At 41.7% G+C, this 14,480-nt stretch carries 12 protein-coding genes; 7 read left to right on the top strand and 5 right to left on the bottom strand.

Annotated features, from left to right (window positions below):
- Nucleotides 1–116 precede the first annotated feature (116 nt).
- From QO187_RS13445 to QO187_RS13430, 4 genes are all read right to left on the bottom strand, one after another.
- A complete protein-coding gene (locus tag QO187_RS13445; RefSeq protein WP_102083164.1) occupies nucleotides 117–440 on the bottom strand; it encodes a chaperone modulator CbpM in 324 nt (107 codons plus the stop codon).
- A gap of 100 nt (nucleotides 441–540) precedes the next feature.
- Nucleotides 541–1,566, bottom strand: a complete 1,026-nt coding sequence (locus tag QO187_RS13440) for a DnaJ C-terminal domain-containing protein (protein ID WP_102092538.1) — start codon at nucleotides 1,564–1,566, stop codon at nucleotides 541–543.
- 151 nt (nucleotides 1,567–1,717) lie between these two features.
- Nucleotides 1,718–3,772 (bottom strand): DUF4105 domain-containing protein, encoded by a 2,055-nt coding sequence (locus QO187_RS13435; RefSeq protein ID WP_185156567.1) that lies wholly within the window; start codon nucleotides 3,770–3,772, stop codon nucleotides 1,718–1,720.
- Between the two features lie 128 nt (nucleotides 3,773–3,900).
- Nucleotides 3,901–4,392 carry a DUF3015 family protein gene (locus QO187_RS13430; protein ID WP_102092536.1) on the bottom strand — a complete coding sequence of 164 codons (492 nt, stop codon included), beginning with the start codon at nucleotides 4,390–4,392 and terminating at the stop codon, nucleotides 3,901–3,903.
- 499 nt (nucleotides 4,393–4,891) lie between these two features.
- Here QO187_RS13430 and QO187_RS13425 point away from each other — a divergent pair, with 499 nt between their 5' ends.
- Nucleotides 4,892–5,254 carry a septal ring lytic transglycosylase RlpA family protein gene (locus tag QO187_RS13425; protein ID WP_057757673.1) on the top strand — a complete coding sequence of 121 codons (363 nt, stop codon included), beginning with the start codon at nucleotides 4,892–4,894 and terminating at the stop codon, nucleotides 5,252–5,254.
- 72 nt (nucleotides 5,255–5,326) lie between these two features.
- On the opposite strand, the gene QO187_RS13420 is transcribed toward QO187_RS13425, so the two are convergent.
- Nucleotides 5,327–7,348: an ATP-binding cassette domain-containing protein gene (locus QO187_RS13420; protein ID WP_102092535.1), complete on the bottom strand. Its 2,022-nt coding sequence runs from the start codon at nucleotides 7,346–7,348 to the stop codon at nucleotides 5,327–5,329.
- A 661-nt stretch (nucleotides 7,349–8,009) separates the two neighbouring features.
- On the opposite strand from QO187_RS13420, the gene erpA reads away from it, so the two are divergent.
- From erpA to QO187_RS13390, 6 genes are all read left to right on the top strand, one after another.
- On the top strand, nucleotides 8,010–8,390 hold the full coding sequence (gene erpA / locus QO187_RS13415; protein ID WP_057757666.1) for an iron-sulfur cluster insertion protein ErpA: 381 nt from the start codon (nucleotides 8,010–8,012) through the stop codon (nucleotides 8,388–8,390).
- A gap of 352 nt (nucleotides 8,391–8,742) precedes the next feature.
- Nucleotides 8,743–10,317 carry a glutamate--cysteine ligase gene (gene gshA, locus QO187_RS13410; protein WP_102092534.1) on the top strand — a complete coding sequence of 525 codons (1,575 nt, stop codon included), beginning with the start codon at nucleotides 8,743–8,745 and terminating at the stop codon, nucleotides 10,315–10,317.
- Nucleotides 10,318–10,422: 105 nt separating this feature from the next.
- Entirely contained in the window at nucleotides 10,423–10,935 is a 513-nt protein-coding gene (locus tag QO187_RS13405; protein WP_102078206.1) for a disulfide bond formation protein B, read from the top strand.
- A 442-nt stretch (nucleotides 10,936–11,377) separates the two neighbouring features.
- The gene (locus QO187_RS13400) at nucleotides 11,378–12,016 is read left to right on the top strand and encodes a copper resistance protein NlpE N-terminal domain-containing protein (RefSeq protein WP_102092533.1); all 639 of its coding nucleotides are present in this window, start codon (nucleotides 11,378–11,380) and stop codon (nucleotides 12,014–12,016) included.
- 261 nt (nucleotides 12,017–12,277) lie between these two features.
- Nucleotides 12,278–13,759, top strand: a complete 1,482-nt coding sequence (mpl, locus tag QO187_RS13395; RefSeq protein ID WP_102092532.1) for a UDP-N-acetylmuramate:L-alanyl-gamma-D-glutamyl-meso-diaminopimelate ligase — start codon at nucleotides 12,278–12,280, stop codon at nucleotides 13,757–13,759.
- 339 nt (nucleotides 13,760–14,098) lie between these two features.
- Nucleotides 14,099–14,353: a GlsB/YeaQ/YmgE family stress response membrane protein gene (locus QO187_RS13390; RefSeq protein WP_102092531.1), complete on the top strand. Its 255-nt coding sequence runs from the start codon at nucleotides 14,099–14,101 to the stop codon at nucleotides 14,351–14,353.
- The last annotated feature ends 127 nt before the right edge of the window (nucleotides 14,354–14,480 follow it).

Here is a 14,480-nt window from a genome sequence, read left to right as displayed (position 1 = left end):
AAGGACTGAGTCCTGTACAGTACAGAACTCAGTCCTTGAAATAAACGTAAACCGTCCAAGATTTGGGGTTCAGTTCATAAAGGGCCCTTTTTTTATGTGTTATTTTGATTATTTGATTACTTTAAATTGTCTATATCGACTTCGATGACTGGTGTTTGCTGCTCTATCTGACGTTTAAGTTGGCGCAGTTGCTCAACCTCATCTAACAGCTCAAGTATCAAACCAATTGCTGGTACGCTGGCTTCAAAATCACGACTCAATCGCGATGCACGGCGCACTGTCGTCAGCTGATAACCAGTAAATTTTTCATGCTCTGGTACATCATACTCAATGATGTTTTCTTCGATTAATTCGATGACCCATTGGCGCTCTTGGCCACAGGCAGAGACCAGTTCATCTAAGCTCATGATGATGTCTGTAAATTCAGTCGAGTGGTTCATAGCTATTATCCTCGTTTTCTCTTTATTTCATCGGTATCGTATTCATCTCTGCTATTCGTTTATTACTTCAGTAATAAGTAACGGTTGTTCATAATCTTGTTTAACGACTAATATTGATATCAGCAAAGGCTTGTTTTAGCTGCTCATAAGCCTGTATCGACGCATCGTTACTGACATCAGGATTGACAATATTTAAAGTTAGATACAAGTCGCCTGCTTGCTTGGCAGGGATACCCTTGCCTTTAAGACGTAAATTACTACCGGACTTGCTGTTCTTAGGAATGGTCACACCAAGCGTACCCGCTGGCGTACTGACATTGATTTTTTCACCCAACGCCGCTTCCCACGGTGCAATATTCACAGTTTGATAAACATCTGCACCTTCTATACGAATATTGGCATCATGACGAATTTTAACCTTCAAAAACAAATCGCCATTTTTTCCATTACTGCTACCAGCAGCACCTTGCCCTGCTAAACGAATTTGCTTACCGTCAGTGATACCTTTAGGGATTTTTATCTTAAGGGTTTTATTGTCGTAGTCGACATTGCCATTGGGCTGACGAACAGGGACGTTTAGCTTAATACTATAGTCGTCGCCACTATATACTGAAGACAAATCAACGGTAATCTCGGCATGCTGATCCTGACCTTTGCTGTCTTGCGTCCCAAAGCCACCACCAAATTGATCGAATCCGCTGCTTTGAGAGCGACTGCCCGTTTGTCCACCAGTTGACCCACGTGCGCCGCGACCAAATGCTGAAAAAATGTCATCGAAGCGAAAACCACCATCACCAAAGGCCTCACCGTCACCAAACTGATCTTTGATATCTTCCCAGCGAAACCCACCTTGATCCGTACCAGTTTGCCCACTGCCACCAAACCCACTTGATCTACTTTGACCTGCGAACGGATTATTGAGCATAGCGTCATATTCGGCGCGCTTTTCTTTGTCTCTAATCGTTTCGTAAGCGTTGTTTATTTCTGCAATTTTATTATCAGCGTCTGGATGATCACTGACATCGGGATGGTATTGACGAACAAGCTTACGGTATTTTTTTTTGATATCAGCGTCTGAGGCGTCTTTTTTGACCCCTAAAATGTCATAGTAGTTTTTCTCTGCCATGTTATTTCCCCCAAAATAAAAACATATTAGTGGTATCAGTCTGCCAATTTCAAACGATACGGTATAGATAGCTACTAGATTTTGCTATAGCAATTTTTGTAGCCCACTTATCATCATAACAATAATTACAACAAACACCGTTATATAAATATTACCAGTAGTGATGCCAAGCGACTGCAGCATCTATCTTATCTGAATCACCTAACACTACGCTATTATCGGCCATCACAGTGTCTGAATATGTCATTATAAGCCTAGCATCGTTATTCTTTGATAGCTGCTGGCGTAATGTTAATTTGGCAACATCAATAGCAGCGCGCCCTTCTCGCTTTGAAGTTACGTAAGACAATTCAGCACTTTGGTTATTACGTTTCATACGTAAGCCAAGCTCAATACCGATATCTGCGTGTTTATCTTGATCATGGGCCGTCGCATTGACCATACCATAGCCAAGTATATGTTTACCAAACTTAGCGCCTGCGCCAACGCCAGCTTGTGCGTAAGGGCTATGTCGATTACCAGTAAACATATCTGTACGAGCACCTGTTTTTAGTTGCCAAGACAGTTTAGGTTCGCCTAATAACGGTTGTCTAAGATCTTCAATCTGCTGCATGTCTAAAAATACGAAATCCGTCAATGTCCATTGATGCATATCAAAGCTATAACCCAGTGACGCTTTTACGGCTTCAAAACGTTTATCAATATCTGTATGAGCGTTCAGTGGGTCTTTTACAAATAACGATAAACCAACTTCTGCCCTCTCCTCAGATAAAACGACGGTAGTCTGCGTGGTTTTGTTACTCAATGCTGGAGAGGGTTTGTTTGGTACAGGCAGCTGAGCCAAACCATTGCTAGCTGGTAGCGCAAAACGCTGACTGAGCAATTCGCTTTTGAGAGCTCGCTGCTTCGGTGTATCGTCTTGCGTGATTTTATAAGTACGATGTAAGATCAGAAAATCAAGCGCAACTGCCTTATCGTCCGCGTTTAAAGTAGCAAGTGGGGCAGTGTCTTCTGTACGAATGACAGAGTTTATGATGGCTTGTATTGGCCTAGATAATTGTACAAACTTCTCGCGCAGCTGCGTTTGTTCAGAGGGCAAATAGCGTACTGAAGACACTAAGGAATCAGCGCCGTTGTCGTGTTCTAATAGCTGATCGAATACATAGTCTGGCGCATACCAAGGACCTACTCGCTCAGTCGTTTTTATGTCGCTTATCAGCTCAAGTATCTCTCCTGAGCGATAACCACAATTTTGTTTGATAAAATAATAGTCAAATCGAGCAGACTTTGCTTCGTACAAATGATAGTTCAATAATTGTGTTTCAAAGGTATCTAGATTGAGCACGTACTCCCACATATCACGTTGCTCGTTCTTGGAATATACCGCGTCTTGTTTAAAGAATTCCGTCTCTGAAAACCCAGCATCATAAAACCCAAATAGTCCTTTTAGCGCGTACATTGCACCGTTCTCATTTTCTGGAATACGAGCGCCGAAGTTGTATGAGTTATTAAGTAAGTCCTCGCTAGATAGCTCTCTGACATCACTGTTCGTATTATTGGCATTATATATAGGCGTGTTGGTTTTGACCAGTACATGACCAAATGAAGAAGCTGGGTTTTTTAAATAGCTGCTTACTAGGATCAAGCTTATTTCTTGATTCGCATCGGGTAATTTTGAGCAGTTTTTGAGATCGACGTTCAGCTCTGGTAGATGATGATTAAGCCATAAATATCTGGCTGGATACTTACAAGCTACGCCCTCATTATTTATTTGCTCTATCGTTGCTATAAGCTCTGCATAGGGATCAAAATTACGTTTCGAACGAGGCTTAGGATTGGTTAAATAAAAATCTGGTGAGATGACTTCAGCCTTGCCATTTTTATAAAACAATAAATGTTGCCATTGGGAGTGCTTAGCCAATGATTTTAGTTTTATGGGATCAATAGCGGTATTTTTTTGAGAGTTTCGGTTTTGCTCTTGTATCTGCGATTCAGTGAGTCGTTGTACGCTTGGCTCAATATCTGACAAGTTCTCGCGATCACTTAAAGTCATGTCTGCTGCGATAGCCGAATCATTACTAGAAGAGAACTTATTTTCGTTATCTACTATTACTGGATCTGAAGCATAGGCATTCGTTTCATCAACTTCCGCATTGCAAATAGTCGTTGCAGCCAAACAGGCCACCCATAAAAACATCTTTTGCATTTTATTTAGATACCATAAATACATGAGCAATAAAAAACACGTAAGCACTAGGTTTACGTGTTTTTATCATTAAATCATCAAAAGTTTGAGTATTAAACTAAAAACTTAATACCTAGCACTTTCAATATTTAGATAGCACAGCTTTGCTTAACGATGCTAAATAGCGTCTCAGCATTTTGATCTTGCGTAGCAGTACGATAGGCAGAAGTCTGAGTATATTGACCATACTGTGCGCGTACGCTAGCGGCTGAATCACAGTTAGCAACACTTTGTAGGGCAGATAAATGAGCACCTTGGCCTGAAGCTAGATCTTTTTCAACACTTGGGAAGGCTTCTTTAATCAAAACCGCAGCTCTAACGTTACCACCTTGGCAAGTTTCAGGAGACATAGAGTCAGAAGTAGCAGCCGTAGTACCTAAATCCCAAGTCACGTTAGAGATAATAGCTAAGATAGGGCTAGAATTACCAAACAAAGCACCACCAATACCACACTGCTTATAAATCTGCTCGATAGTGCGACCAGTTTCTGCCGTTTTAAATTTAGAACCAAGATCGGCATTAGCTGCGCTAAATGGAATCATTGCCGCAACAACTGAAGCGAACGCAATTTTTTTCAACATAAAACTTCCTCGAAAGACGATAAAAAATAAATTATTTGATAAAAGATCAAACTTATCATGAGTATATTTGATAGATACTCTAGAATAATGTCTAACCTTATCCATTCTACAAAATAGTAAGAATATAGCAAGGTTTTTTTACATTATATTATCTATTTCTACTTGAGCTTTCATAACGATAATTATGCTATATCGATAGATTTGGTCTTTATATATTACCTATTTATATTGTATTAATGGCTTTCCAGTATTTTGTCGGCTTCTTTATGAGAATCACTCTTTATAAGTCTAATTTTAGTATCTACGTCATCATTATTTTTGCTAAAAAATAGCTATTTTTCCTTAAAAAACAGGTATTTGACCTCATGAGTTTTTTACACAGCAGTAATAATATGACAAGCTAGCTCTTGTAGAATCCCCTATTATTCATACTCATAGGGAGTATAGATAACGTAGGCAAGAGCATCTGTCTATTTTATTAATTGCTTAAAGGTATTAAATGTCTTATTTAATCAAGTCTTTGGTTGTCACTTTATCGCTACTACTTAGCACCACAGTTTTCGCTGCCAATACCAGTTACTACGGTAGTAAGTTTCATGGCAAGCGCACAGCGAGTGGCAGCATCTTCAACATGAACTCTTTAACCGCTGCACATCGCACGTTACCGTTCGGCACGAAGGTACAAGTAACCAATCAAAAGACAAAGCAGAGCGTCGTTGTAAAAATCACGGACAGAGGACCTTTTATTAGAGGTCGTATCCTTGATTTATCAAAAGCCGCTGCTGGTGAAATAAACTGTCAGCTTTGTACGACTACGATGGAAATACTGTCGTACGGCGATGGCAAATATCGTAAGGAATAATGTAATAAAAAAGGGATGGCTTATGCCATCCCTTTTTTATGTCTGTTTATATAACTAACTATCTAGAACGCTTTATGCGAACTTAGCTTCCATCTCTTCTAAAGTCGTCATTGATAGTAGTAACTTTTCTTCATTATCACTATGCTGCTGCTGTAGCGCTGTTTGCTCATTGAGTAATACAAGCAAGTCAGACTTACGGCTCTCTTCGTACAGCTCCGTATCAGCCAGTTTTTCTTCAAGCGTTACAAGCTGCTTATCAATCTTAGCCAATGTCTTTTCTGTTTCTTCTATCTCGCGGCGGATAGGTGCTGTCATTTTACGCTGTTCAGCGGCTAGCTTACGCTGCTCTTCTTTACTAAGTGCAGGCGTCGCAGCTTTACTCTTTGACGAATTATCAGATGTTTTATTATTTACTTGGCTACTGTCTGTTTCACGTGAAACAAACTTCTTACTCTCTTTTTTGCTTTTTTTCTTACCGGTATTCTTATCTGATGCGTTCTCTTGCTTGCGCTTCTCTGCTAGCCATTTACCATAGTCACCAATGTCGCCATCGAACTCTTCGATGATACCATCATGTACCAGATACAGCTCATCACAGACATTGGCAATCAATTCTCGATCGTGCGAGACCAGTACCACTGCGCCCTTAAAACCTTGTAAGGCGATAGTCAATGCTTGACGCATTTGCAAGTCTAAATGGTTGGTTGGCTCATCGAGTACAAGGACGTTTGGACGTTGCCAAACGATCAGTGCCAAGGTCAAACGCGCGCGCTCACCACCAGAGAATAGCTCGCTTGGTGTATCAATACGCTCACCGCGGAAGTCAAAGCTACCCAAGAATGAACGCAGCATCGCATCAGAGGTTTTACCTGCTAGCCGACGTAACATCTCTATAGGTGTTGCTTTGGCATCTAGGATATCCATTTGATGCTGATTGAAATAGCCGAGCTTTAGGGTATCCGAAACACGATACTTCCCTGTTAGTACGCCAAGCTCACCGACTAATGCTTTAATCAACGTTGATTTACCAGCGCCGTTCATACCCAGTAAGCCAAGACGGGTGTCAGGGGTTACCTGTACATTGGCATTGTGTAGAAGCGGTGTCTCACTATAGCCAATATTTGCGTTGGTCAGCTCAATCAGCGGTGAGCTCATGTTTGCTGGCTCATAGAATTGGAACGAGAACGGGTTGTCAGCCATCATTGGTGACAGCTCTGCCATGCGCTCTAATTGCTTAATACGGCTCTGTGCTTGCTTAGCTTTACTGGCTTTAGCACGGAAACGACGAATAAAGTCATCCAAGTGAGCCTTTGTCGCTTCTTGCTTTTCAAACGCTTGCTGCTGCTGCGCCATACGTTCGTGACGGGTACGAATGAACTGCTGATAGTTACCAGTATAAAGGGTGATTTTTTGTTGCTCTACATGCAAGATATGACCGACTGTCGCGTCCAAAAACGCTTGATCATGAGAAATCACAATGACCAGACCCATATAGGCATTGATCCATGTCTCAAGCCATAAGATAGCGTCCAAGTCCAAATGGTTGGTTGGCTCATCGAGTAACATCAGATCAGCACGACTCATCAAGGTTTTGGCAAGGTTTAAGCGCATACGCCAACCACCAGAAAACCCTTCTACTGGCAGTTCATGCTGGCTAGTCTTAAAACCAAGACCTGCCATAATTTGCGCCGCTTTGGTTGGCGTACGATATCCGTCGATTTCATCGAACTGCTGGTGTAGCACACCAATTTGCTCATCACTCACGCTGCTCAAATCATTTAGCGCAGCATTAATTTCATACCACTGCTCATCACCGCTCAATACATAATCGATTGCAGACTGCGTCGTAGCACCAACTTCCTGTGCCATGTGCGCCACATGCCAGCTATCAGGAATACTGACTTCACCTTTATCAAGGGTGACTTCTGTATCGCCTGTACCCATCTGCGTCAGTAATAGCGCAAATAAAGTAGATTTGCCTGTGCCGTTGTTGCCCGTCAGTCCAACTTTGTGACCTGGATGGAGCTGAAAGCTTGCACCTGCAAACAATTCACGACCATCACGGCGAACACCAACGTCTTTAAATTCGATCATATAATTTCTTCATCTCAACAATAATATAGATATAGGGCAATAAGAAACACACATAGGGTATGCCAACTGGCGGCTATTATTTCAAACGCTTGCCACATAGGCAAACAATTAAATAACTATTTCAAAACTAAGTATTTATTACGCCAAACACCTTATGTTGTACAAGCGACTCTTGAGCTCATACATGGTTGTTACTATTATAAAGGTTATGGCCGTAAAATACCGTAATATGACTAATAAGCTTTAAGACTGCCTAATATTATTAAGTAGTGTTTTATACAGTCACACGCTATTATTTTTTAGTCTGGTTATTGGTTTAGCCCATTGACGCAGTTATTTTAAAAAACACAATATCAAAATTGGGACACTGCTATTCATTAGTAAAATTCAGTAGTTGCATCACTCTTGACAAACGTAACAGCACCCCCATTATGATATACTGCTAAAAGATAAGTGCCCACTATCAATAGAGCCAATAAAATATTGTGGTGGCACAAATACTATTTTGAAATTGTACAAGCAGCTTATAATGCACCAATAGCTTTGCCATAATGACAGCACCCAATTAAATCAAACGCCGTGCGTATCTTTATTTGCAAGTACCCTATTGCAAACCCAAACAGGACGACGACCGCATTTGATCCTAGCAACTGAGGTAGATATGAACGAATCAGCCAACCAATTTAGTCCAAGCTCAAGCCAGCCAGTAGACCCAACCGTATTAAGCCTAACTGATAGTGCGGCGCAAAAAGTACGCCGTCTACGCGAAGAAGAAGGTGATAGCGATCTTATGTTACGTGTTTATGTGACAGGTGGCGGTTGTTCTGGTTTCTCTTACGGGTTTAACTTTGCCAACGATCTAAACGAAGACGATGCCAATTTTGATAATGGGGATGTGACGTTAGTCGTCGATTCGCTAAGCTATCAATACTTGCAAGGCTCGACCGTTGACTATACTGAAGGACTGGAAGGGGCACGCTTTGTGGTGACCAATCCAAATGCCACGACCACTTGCGGCTGCGGTTCGTCATTCTCTATATAAGCTAAATAGACGCAGTCGCGCTATGATTATCAAGATAATGCGATAGTGTGCGAACACCATGTCAAATGGCTGGTAGGCATAATGAACAAAGCATCTATCTCTCAGGTAGATGCTTTTTTATCAAACTATCTGGCCAGAATAACGCTATATTCGAGATGAATTTGTATTAAAAACAGGGTCAAAATCCTCACAAATCGCGTTGCCTAAAGCTTATCGTATTTGTAATTGTTCGTGGTTTTAACCACGGCTTTGAGCTAAACTGACGGAATTATTGACCTAACATTTACCTATTTTATGGACAAACGCTTATCGTGTTTTGATCCGCCATAATAAATAACAATAGATGACTATTATGAGTAATTTTGCGAGTAGCTTTGTTAATTTCGAAATCCCTAATTGGTTTGATAGCCAACACTTAACGGGTATGCTCCGCGGTATTGAAAAAGAGGGCCTACGCGTAAAGCCTGATGGTTTCTTGGCACAGACCCCGCATCCAGCCAAACTTGGGTCAAAACTTACCCATCCTTTTATTACTACCGATTACTCAGAAAGTCTGCTTGAGCTCATCACTGAACCAAAGTCCTCACCAAAAGAGACCCTTAATATGCTGCGCCAATTGCACGTATTGGTCTATCAGGGCATACCTGAAGGTGAGCTGATGTGGCCATTATCGATGCCTTGCATGTTGTCTTCTAAAGACGAAGATATCCCACTGGCTGATTATGGTAGCTCTAATACGGGTAAGCTAAAAACCCTATATCGTAGTGGCCTTGGTATCCGCTATGGTCGCCGCATGCAGACGATTGCTGGTCTGCATTACAACTTGTCTTTTGGTGATACGTTGTTTGAGACATGGCAAGCCCAAATACCGACCGCACAAAGTCAAACGTTGACAGAGTTCAAAAACGAAAAATACCTAGGGTTGATTCGTAACTTTAAACGTCTAACCAGCCTTGTTTTATATTTACTGGGTGCCAGTCCGAGCGTATGTCCTTGTTTCTTGGCAGGGCGTGAGCACGATTTAGAATTGCTCAATGATTCGACCTATTACAAACCTGCTGCGACTAGCCTGCGTATGGGCAAGCTTGGCTATACTAACAGTGTGCAAGAGCAGCTTGATATCCGTTATAACTATCTGCCAGAGTATGTCGATGGTCTGCGCCGTGCCATTCAAACACCGCACGAAAGCTTTGCTAAGCTTGGCTTAGAAGACGAAGCTGGCAATCCAATCCAAATTAACAATCATATTTTGCAGATAGAAAACGAGTACTACAGCCCTATTCGTCCTAAACAAATCGCAATGAGCGGTGAAACACCAACCGAAGCGCTTGAGCGTCGTGGTATCGCCTATGTCGAGTTCCGTGCTATCGATCTTGACCCATATAGTGACGTTGGTATTCGTCTCTCTAGCGCTTGCTTCTTGGAAGTGATGGCGCTGTATTGCCTGTTCAGTGACTCACCAGACTTGCTACCTGAAGAAGAAGACACGCTCGCTATCAATCTTGAGCGTGTGGTCAATGAAGGTCGCCGTGATGACTTGCATATTATCAATAATGGCCAAGAGCAGTCACTCGAAAGCTGGATGCTCACTCATCTAGAACGTATGCAGCCGCTTGCTGCACTGCTTGATGCTCACTACGGTGGTAACGATTACCGCGCGGCTGTAGCATTGATGCAAGGCAAAGCAGGACACTCTGAGTCGACTATTTCTGCACAAGTAAATTCCGATAGCAAACGCTTAGGCAGCTTATGGCAGCTTGGCTTTACGTTGGCTCAGCAGCATCGCGAGTCTTTACTACAGCAGACACTTAGTCCAAATACTCAAGCTAAATATGAAGTATTGGCAGAAAAATCTATCTTGCAGCAAGCTGAGATTGAGCAGTCTGAAACAGAAGACTTTGCAGAATTTTTACAGCAATATCGCTAAGTTGCTAGTTATTAATTGCTAAGTCCTGACTGTGCAATTCTGACTGCTTAATCTGGATTGCTACCCCACATCTATTATAGATAAACCCATAAGAGTAACCGCACAATGCGACAGCTAACCACCTACCGTAACCTGCAAGTATTTTTGGTGATAATGGCCATCATAGGCATGAGTTTTGCGCTGTTTTATCTACAGCGTCATCTAGGGCTTTCACCTTGCCCGCTCTGTATTTTTCAGCGTGTTGGTCTAATCGTCATGGGCGGATTCGCCCTCATATCAGCGTTGTTTAATCCTAAATCTAAAGTAATAAGACTACTATTATGGCTTGGTAGTCTAGTAGGTATCGGATGGGCAACTGCGGTAGCAGCACGCCATGTATGGCTGCAACATTTACCTGCTGACCAAGTGCCTTCTTGTGGTCCAGGACTGAACTATTGGCTTGATACCCTCCCTATCCTACAAGTATTCAAAGAAGTATTTGCAGGTTCTGGTGAATGCGCCTCTGTTGATTGGACTCTTATGGGATTAAGTATTCCTGAGCAGTCGTTGATTCTATTTAGTGTGCTGCTAATCGTACATGTCTTGATATTAATGCGTATCGTAAAATCTTCCAAGTAGTATCTTATGACTCAATAAGACGTTATGTTTCTTTCCTAGTTCTGCTTTTAAAACAGACATTGCTATCTTCGATACAATGTCTGTTTTTTTGTCTACTATTAACCCGCCCTTACAACCCATATTAGCGTTAACAACAGGTATCGCTAATGTCAATTTATGCCTTTTAGATATATGGGCAACAACAAAAAGCCCACAGAGATATTTTCAAGCCTTTGATATCTTTAGTCAGCTTACCTTATAAACGGATAAGCATTAGATATTTGTCGCTTTCTACTCATAAGCTATCTGTATTTTGAATATAAGATAATGCTGTCAAGTTCTTAATTTATATTATTACTACGCGCCCATGCCTTATTATCCTTATCTTTGACAATGGCTTTACGTTGTCGATAGTATAGATGAGCTTGAAAAATACTTGTTAAAAACTGTTTTTGGTATGACCATGATATATTTTGCTCCCGTTCGCTCTACCACGCTTGCTATCGTAAAACGGTGGCGTCCTTCGTTACTGGTAGCGTCACTATGTGTGCTACTCGTAGGCTGTGATAGTGCCTCGTCCAATACCGATAAAGACATGGTATCTACGTTTGCGTCGACTGGTTCTGAATCGCAGGAGGCTTCACAATCATTGCAAGATGACAATATTGAGAGTGCTGAGCTAGCGAATGATGATGAGACAGGCGAAATGGTGGAAGGGCAATCATTAATTGCTGCTGCTCAGTCAAATAAAGATACCTATGCAGACAGCTCTATGGAGCGATTAGAAGCGAAAAGCAGTATGCTGCAAGCGACATTGATGGGCGATTATGGCGGTATGGTCTCTTGTACAGATTGCGACAGTATCGACGTTACATTGAACTTATTCGCTGATGGTTCCGTACTAAAAACAAGTTATTATCATAATCCTGAAAAACCAAAAACACCTCTACTCGAATCGGGCATCTACCGACAAGACAATGACAAAATCACCATTGTCTATGAAGGGAAAAATATCGAAACCTACCATATCCAAGACAATCATTTGATACGGATCGATGAGCACGATAATTTAGAGGATGACTATACGTTATCTCGCAAATAAAAGCGTCATCATGCTGACTGTTGGTTGGCGTATCTCTACATACTAAAACGACCAAATTACATTAGCTACATAGCGCCTACTTGTTAGGCGTTTTTTATTGGTCATCGAACAGGGTTTACTTTACAATGATTGCTTGTTTGCCAAGCTGATAGGTTGATCATTGTTTATCAAAGTGGTTATTTTTACTGATGACAGCTAGGCACTTCACACTTTATTTTATCCGCTCTCTATTCTTTTCATTCAAGCGCGTACGGAACGTCTATGCATATTCATATCCTTGGTATTTGTGGTACTTTTATGGGCTCACTGGCATTGCTAGCACGTGCGCTTGGGCATACGGTTACGGGTTCAGATGCCAATGTCTATCCTCCTATGTCCACTCAACTCGAAAATGCTGGCGTAACTATAGAAGAAGGCTACCTAGTAGAGCACTTGCAACCAACGCCAGACTTAGTGGTCGTTGGGAACGCAATGAAGCGCGGCATGGATGTGATTGAGTACATGCTAGATAATGGCTTGCGCTATACCTCAGGTCCGCAGTTCTTATCTGAGCAAGTATTGCAGTCACGCCACGTAATCGCTGTTGCAGGTACGCATGGCAAGACCACAACCACGACGATGCTTGCGTGGATATTACATTATGCTGGTATCGATGCAGGGTTTTTGATTGGCGGTGTGCCATTGGTTGATACGACTGACGAGCACTTACAGCAAGTGTTTGCACATAGCAGCTATTTGGGGGCTGATAAAAGCGATGATGATAAATCTGGTTACTTTGTGATTGAAGCAGATGAGTACGACTCTGCGTTTTTTGATAAGCGCTCAAAGTTCGTTCACTATCGTCCGCGCACTGCTATTTTGAATAACCTTGAATTTGATCATGCAGACATCTTTGCAGATCTCAATGCAATACAAACTCAGTTTCACCATATGGTGCGTATGATTCCAAGCACTGGCAAAATCATTATGCCAGCCGCGACCATCAGTCTAGAAGATACGCTAGCAAAAGGGGTTTGGACACCTATCTGGCGTACTGCCGTCATCGACTCTACTTTAGATGATACTAGTGAAAATACGCGTGCTCTAAAAGATAGTAGCGATTGGCAGGCTGAGCTAATTCAAGAAGACGGTAGTAAGTTCAAAGTCAGTTTTGCTGCTAATGAAGAGGCAACTGCTATCGTAAAATGGTCAATGAGCGGTATCCATAACGTCAATAACGCTTTAGTTGCTGTGGCTGCTGCCTATGACATTGGTGTCAGTGTTGAGACTGCTTGTGCTGCCTTATCAGATTTCGCTGGTATCAAGCGCCGGATGGAGCTGATTGGCGACGTTAATGACATCTTAGTCTTTGATGATTTTGCCCATCATCCAACAGCTATTACGACCACATTAGATGGTGCCAAAAAGAAGCTGGCTGATAGACGCATTTGGGCTATCATTGAGCCGCGTAGTAACACCATGAAAATGGGTATTCATCAAGACAGCTTGGCTCAATCAGCGGCACTTGCTGACTACACATTATGGTACGAGCCTACTGGTTTGGAATGGGGCTTAAAAGAGGTCATCGAACAAGCTAAGGCTACTAGCGACGCTATCGGCAACCAACAAGTGCTATCAAGCATTGATGCTATCATTGAGCATATCAGCGGTCATGCAAAAGCAGGTGATGCGATTGTGGTTATGTCAAATGGCGGTTTTGAAGGGATTCATCAGCGTTTATTAACCGCATTGCATAATGGCTAACGCTTTTAGCTAGAATCAAGAAATAGCTTTTCTTATTTTTCTCTATACAAACGCAGCTCATCTAATAGATGGCTGCGTTTTTTATTCTAATATTTACATATCTTAATTATATGGATTCAGCCTTACAAGTACCACTTTGATAAACGCTGTTAGCACCACTGCTACCTTTGTAACCTTTCGTTTACTTATTGCTCTTACTCAATAGCAAATCGGACTTTTTCCTCACATAGCCCCTACAGTAGTAACATTTTATGCTTACTTTTGCGTCCGAGGAGTGTTTACAATAGATTTATCAAAACTTGTAACACATTATAAATATTAAAAATTTAGGAGAAAAAAATGGGATGGATTGGAGCAATTATCGCAGGTTTAGTTGCAGGTTTATTAGCACGTGCATTTAAGCCGGGCAACGATGCTATGGGTTGGATCATGACCATTATATTAGGTATTCTCGGTGCAATAGTAGGTAGAGTATTAGCTAATATAGTTGGTATAGACGATGCAGGCACTTTTATGAGTCTTATCTTCTCAGTAATCGGTGCCATTATTTTACTGTTCTTGTATGAAATGATTGTAAGCAAACGCCGTGCCTAATGACCGCATATAGTTAGCAGTCACACAAAACAATCAAAGAAGCCTCGCACTAATGAACTGAACCCCATAAGTTGGACACAACTTTTGGGGTATTTTTATGCGTTACAATCTAGACTTTAAACTCAAA

This window comes from Psychrobacter sp. Arc9 (genome assembly GCF_041431295.1).
GTDB lineage: Bacteria > Pseudomonadota > Gammaproteobacteria > Pseudomonadales > Moraxellaceae > Psychrobacter.
The sequence above is the reverse complement of the archived record's forward strand: the minus strand, read 5'-3'. Positions and strand labels throughout refer to the sequence as shown.